This window comes from Thermoactinomyces sp. CICC 10521 (genome assembly GCF_016055135.1).
GTDB classification, from domain to species: Bacteria; Bacillota; Bacilli; order Thermoactinomycetales; family Thermoactinomycetaceae; genus Thermoactinomyces_A; species Thermoactinomyces_A daqus.
In genome coordinates this window covers 54706-60691 of the sequence record NZ_JAECVZ010000020.1, presented here as the reverse complement: position 1 = coordinate 60691, position 5986 = coordinate 54706, and the positions used below count along the sequence as shown (strand labels likewise).

4 protein-coding genes are annotated in these 5986 nt (G+C 47.1%); all 4 read right to left on the bottom strand.

Going from position 1 to position 5986, the window contains the following annotated elements:
• Nucleotides 1–391, bottom strand: a 391-nt coding sequence (locus I8U17_RS13275) for an RHS repeat domain-containing protein (protein WP_198059529.1), incomplete at its 3' end; no start/stop codon positions are given.
• Between the two features lie 178 nt (nt 392–569).
• On the bottom strand, nt 570–851 hold the full coding sequence (locus tag I8U17_RS13270; RefSeq protein WP_198056593.1) for a hypothetical protein: 282 nt from the start codon (nt 849–851) through the stop codon (nt 570–572).
• Between the two features lie 232 nt (nt 852–1083).
• Entirely contained in the window at nt 1084–1419 is a 336-nt protein-coding gene (locus I8U17_RS13265) for a hypothetical protein (protein ID WP_198056594.1), read from the bottom strand.
• Nucleotides 1420–1839: 420 nt separating this feature from the next.
• Nucleotides 1840–5964 carry an RHS repeat domain-containing protein gene (locus I8U17_RS13260; protein WP_232331095.1) on the bottom strand — a complete coding sequence of 1375 codons (4125 nt, stop codon included), beginning with the start codon at nt 5962–5964 and terminating at the stop codon, nt 1840–1842.
• Nucleotides 5965–5986: the final 22 nt, after the last annotated feature.

Here is a 5986-nt window from a genome sequence, read left to right as displayed (position 1 = left end):
ACGAGGCGATGGTGTTGCCGCTGCTGTCTTTCACCTGAATCAGGTGGTTGGCCGCGTCGTAGACATAGGTTTTGCTGCCATCGCTGGTCAGGTTGCCATTGGCGTCGTAGGTATAGTTCGTGCCGTTGACCGAAGTGAGTTGGTCAGCATCGTCGTACGTATACGTTGTGGTGGTGCTGTTTCCCCCCTGGGTGACTTTCTGGGTGAGGCGGTTACCCACTTCGTCATAGGTGTATTCGATCACCGTTCCGTCTGGCCGGGTTTCCTTGGTCAATTGGTCCAGTGCGTCATACTCGTAAGACGTCATTTGTGGCGGGTTGGTTCCGTCTGTTTCGGTAACGGAGGTGATCCGCCCTTTATTGTCATACGCATAGAGATAGCTGTAGAGCAAGTTGCCGTTTTTGTCGAAGATGTCCCGTTCGACCAGATCCCCGGCGCCGTTGTAGCCAATAGGGTCTCAAATATCTATCTTTTTCCGCCCAATAAAAATAACCCCTTTCTTACTTCCTACTATTATCATTTTGTCTGGAAGCGTATGGGGTCATTATACCGATATATTTTTATGACTATTAAATGAGTCCTGATTTAATAGGTTTTACGAGAAGAATTAGAATGGCAATTATGATAAACATGATAGCAACTATAAAAAATGATTTTTTATCTTTTTCTTTTTCCTCCATAAAGGAATCTATTCCATATCTAATAGCTGCTAACATGAAGGCACTTCCTAAAAAGTAGTCAAACCAAGGGGGGGTAGTATCAGTAAACATAAAATAAATAAGAGCTATGGAAAAAGAGAAAGTTAACAAATTTATTATTGTTTTTATCTTTTTAATTATCGATAAATCCATGTATTATCTTCCCGCCTATAAAATAAGTTTTTCGTTTCATTAAATTCCAAAATTACGCTGGTCAATAGTTACTCAAATTTATTTCGAGTCGTAGTAATTCCATTGTACTGAAATAAGAGAGAATGTTAATTACTAACGATTTTTGAATTTCTATTCCTGTGAGAATAACCCGCTCATGAAAATTTGGTTCACTTGAAACCTGCAACCGTAGTATTTATAGATATTTGCCGGATTATCTAATCAAATGATAGATTGAATACAAACCTAGCAAGAAAAAAAAGATTGTTACTGGAATACGAAGGAAATCAATAACAGATGAAATCCAGTTTTCTTCCGTATGATTATCCAATTCCATCTGCTCTCCGTTAAGATGAACTTTCTGAAACAACACCATCACCTTTTGACCATCTTCATTTTCACATAAAAAATTAAATTGTCCACCATCAATATAAAGATCATCTAGACTACGTCTTAATTTTTTCACTTGGTTTACATCTAGCTCTATTAGAACCTCAATTTCCTCTACCCGATTGCAAATTCTAATATTAGGCTCTACCATACTTGACAATGCCTTTCACCCACTTATAAGTAACTGGATTAGATAGTAAATACTAGATACAAATCCAATTACACTCCCTAATAGTACAAAAAGGCTTATAAAATAATAAAAGAATTTCCTTATATGGCTTTGATCTTTTACGGTTCTATTAAAAACAATACGTACTGTTTTTTGCTCACAAGTTTGAGAGGAAAAAACACATGAATCTTCTATTCTATATTCTAACTCAGTGATACATTGTGTTAAATGAAGTAAATCTTTATCTGATAATTGAATGAGTATAATTGGACCTATACTGCTTTCTTTGAATTGAACCAAGTGACTATTCTGAGACAATAATAGACATCTCCTCTTACCAAAGTATTTAGGTTTCTAGCAAGCAAGGTTTTATAGCAACACTTGCTTGCTAGTACTTTTATAGAAATTCTCTTACAGCCACCTTCTGAGTCTTCCTAAAACATGCCACTTCCAAAATTTTACAACAACTCTTCTCATGGCCCTTAATCCTGACCAAAAACCACGCGCTTTTGAAGAGACCCAAGCCACATAGATGGAATAACGAATGCCTGATATCGCTGATAAGGAAAGTAACTTCAGCCAACGAGTAAACGGTAACGAAGCCAAAAAATATCGTAGAAACTTAGGCCAGATAACACTCCATCTCCAATGGCTCCAATTGAAGCCATAAGTCCAAAGCATATCAAAAGCAGTCGAAACCAAAGCGGCAATCAATGCATCTAGAATTATTTCTCCTATAATAACTAAGAGAGGATTCTGTCCCGTAGGATCAGATTGCATAACAGGATTATTTTCAACATAAGCATACTTATTCAAACTCAACGGCTTTTGCTCAAACCCTTCAAACTTATCCCTTGTCAAAAATCTTCCCGTATCCGGGTTGTAGTACCGACTTTGCAAGTAATACAAGCCTGTTTCCTTGTCATATCTATAACCCGCATACAAGTATGGATTTTCCACTGTTCCGGTTTGGCTGACGAGGTTGCCGAAGGCATCGTAGGTGTACGTATTGACCACGGCACCGGTGCTATCCGTGAGTGCCACGACATCCCCATGGCCGTTCAATTGGTAGAAATACGTTTTTCCACCCCGGGTCATGCTGACCGGCAAATTGTTGTCATCATAGGTGTAGCTGGCAACGACGGCTCCACTTTGATCTGTCTCATAAGACACATTGTTGTTTTGGTCATAATGGAACGTGATCGTGCCTGAGGCGGTGGTCATCGTTTTGCGCATGCCATCGGCCCGGTAGGTGAATGAGGCGATGGTGTTGCCGTTGCTGTCCTTGACGGCGGTTAAGCGGTTGGCCGCGTCATAGACATAGGTTTTGTTGCCATCGCTGGTCAGGTTGCCGTTGGCGTCGTAGGTATAGTTCGTGCCGTTGACCGAAGTGAGTTGATCGGCGTCGTCGTAGGTGTATGTCGTAGTCGTGCTGTTTCCGCCCTGGGTAACTTTCTTGGTGAGGCGGTTGCCCGTTTCGTCATAGGTGTATTCGATCACCGTTCCGTCCGGCCGGGTTTCTTTGGTCAATTGGTCCAGTGCGTCATACTGGTAAGACGTCGTTTTCGGCGGGTTGGTTCCGTCTGTTTCGGTAACGGAGGTGATCCGCCCTTTGTTGTCATATGCGTAGAGATAGCTGTAGAGCAAGTTGCCGTTTTTGTCGAAGATGTCCCGTTCGACCAGATCTCCGGCGCCGTTATAGCGGTTAAAGGTCATGTTGCCGTCGGCCGTTTTGCGGCGGGCCACCTGGTCTTGCTCGTTGTAGTTGAACCAGGCCTGGTTTGCCCCGTTGGACGTGATTTTGACCAGTTGGTTATTGCTGTTGTAGGCAAATCCTTGCGTGATCACCGTGCTGCCGGCAGTCAGCTTTTGCTGGATGACGTTGCCGTTCGCATCATAGGTGTAATCGGTCTGGTTGCTGTTTGGCTCTTGAACGGAAGTCAGGCGATTGTCGTCGTCATATTGGTAGTTGATCGATGTGCCCGTCGTTTCGTCCGTTTCCTTGGTGACATTGTTGTTCGCGTCATACTGGAAGCTGTAGACCTTGGTGCCGTTGTAGGAAACGGAATTTTGCCGGTTGACGCTGTCATATCCGGTTTCGACCGTGTTGCCGTTGGGCTGGCTGACCTTGGTCTGGTTGCCATTAATGTCGTAATCGTAGCTCGTGGTTTTCCCGTTGGCATCCGTGACCGTTTGCACCTGATTTAATTCGTTGTAAGTGTAGGTGGTTTCCTTCCCGCGGGCATTGGTCACCTTGGTTTTGTTGCCGTTCGCATCGTACTGGTACTGCGTAACGTTGTTTTTGGCATCCGTCACTTTGGTCAGGCGGTTCAACCCGTCATAGGCATATTGGGTAGTGTCGGAGCCGACGGTTTCACTGGTTGGATTGCCGACAGTGTCATAGGTATGTTGCGTGACACGCCCTTCCGGATCAGTGGTCTTCGTTTCGTAGTTGCCATTGCTGTCATAGGTATGGTACATCGTGATAGCGTCCGGCACCACTTTGATCGTGTCAAACCAGGCCGTTCCCGCCTGATTGCTGTATTCGTAGTAGACGCGAATCCGGTCAAACGGCTGGCTGGTCTTGATTTCATTGGCGATATGCTGCCAGTCGTGCGATTTGCTTTTGTCAAAGTTGTAGGTGAACGTTTCTTCCTTGGTCGAGCCGCTGTATGTTTCCACGATCAACCCGTAAATGCCTCCGCCCGGGTTCGGGTTTTGCACTTTGGAGAAACCGGATACGGTCAGGACCGAACCGGCACCGCCCGTTAAGTTTACGTCCTGGTAGATCGACTTGTACGTGCTCGAATCGCCCACCAGTTTGACGGAGTTGTTGCCGTTATACTTTTCGGTGGTGTCCAGGCCGTCTCCTGCTGCCGTATTTCCTGACAAATACCAGCGGTCCGGAATTTTGTCCCCCGCCGGGTCGTTATCCCGTTCAAAATCGCTGTTTTCGACCACGTTGTATGCGCCATAATACCCTTCTTCGATCTGCAATCCGTCAAACCAATAGGTGCCCGCATAATGCCCGTTGATCCCAGTGACGTATCCGCGAATTTGCAATTGGTCATAGCCTTGCAATGCTCCCGGATCCAGGGAGAGGTGGATGCGGGTGGTGCCTTGCGTTCCGGTGATGCCCGCTCCGGCGATGTAGGTGTACTCCCCGGTCTGCGAGTTGAACCCAAAGGCGTAGATGGCACCGCGCCCGGTGGCGCCGCTGGTTTTGATATACCCGCTCAGGACATAGGTTTTGTTCGGGTCGTACGGAATCTTGTCGCTGGCGATGGCGGCCGCGCCGGTTGAATCACCGGGGATGGAGATTTTGATGCTTTTGTTTCCGAGCGTGATTCCATCCGCCGTGGTCAGCCCCGACGAATCCCATGTGATATTGGAAGATCCGCTGGGAACCTTGGTCCAGTTATCCGGCCAGCTGTCGCCATCGCGGTCAATTTCAACGCTGCCGTTGATCGCCAGGTTGTTGCCCGGGCTCATCTCGGAGGTTTCGGACACGGGATTGCCGTACGAATCATAGGCAGTGGCTGAAGACTTCTCAGCGGCATCCGTGGTAGCCGTCTGGTTGTCATTGTCATCATATTGGTTTTTGGTCGTGTTTCCGTTCGCATCCGTTTCCGTGATCGGGTTATTGTCACTGTCATAGGTGGTGCTGCTCGTATTGTTCATCGGTGTGGTGACGCTGGTCAGGTTGCCGTTGCTGTCATAGGTATAGTTGTATGTGGCCGAGCTGTTATTGGCGTTGGCATTGCCATCCTTTTGGCTGATCAATTGGTTTTTGTCGTCATAGGTAAACGTGTTTTTAATATTGAATCCGGTCGGATCCTGCGTCGTTTGGATGACATTCCCGTAGGCGTTATGGGTATAGACTGTTTTTGTGCCTTTGGGATCGGTCACCGTGGTGATGTTGTTGGCCGGATCATAATCGAGCGTGGTTGTTGCCGTTTGCACTGTTCCGCCGACCGTGATCGGATAGGAAACAGACGTGGTCCGGTCATTTGCCGGGTCGTAACCGATCGTTTTCGTATGACGGTTGGGATCAGTGATCGAGGTCAGGTTATGGTTGCTGTCGTAGCCATACGTCTCCGTGGACAGAACCGTGCCAGACGCGTCTTTATGAGTGACCCCGGTCAGGTTGCCGTTCGTGTCATAAGTATACTCCACCGTCCGATTGGCCGGATCGGTCACTTTGCTGACCCGGTTGTTGGCATCATAGGTGAGCGTCAGGGTTCGCCCCGACGGATCCGTGATTGCGGACGGCAGGTTATTGGTATACGTCACGCTCGTGGTATTGCCGTTGGAGTCCACGATTGAGGCCAGTTTTTTCGATGTATTGAAGTTGTACTTGGTCTGGTCCGGTGTGATGAGGGTAAAGGTGCCATCCCCGTTTTTCACCAAGGTGAGATTGACTCCTCCGGGAGCCTTATACGTCCCTGTGGGAGTTCCTCCCGATCCGTACTCCGGTGCAAAGGTATGGGTGGTGCCATCCGCATCCGTATAGACGATCGGCCCGCTATAGCTCATCCTCAGGCTTTGTTCCAGGTTG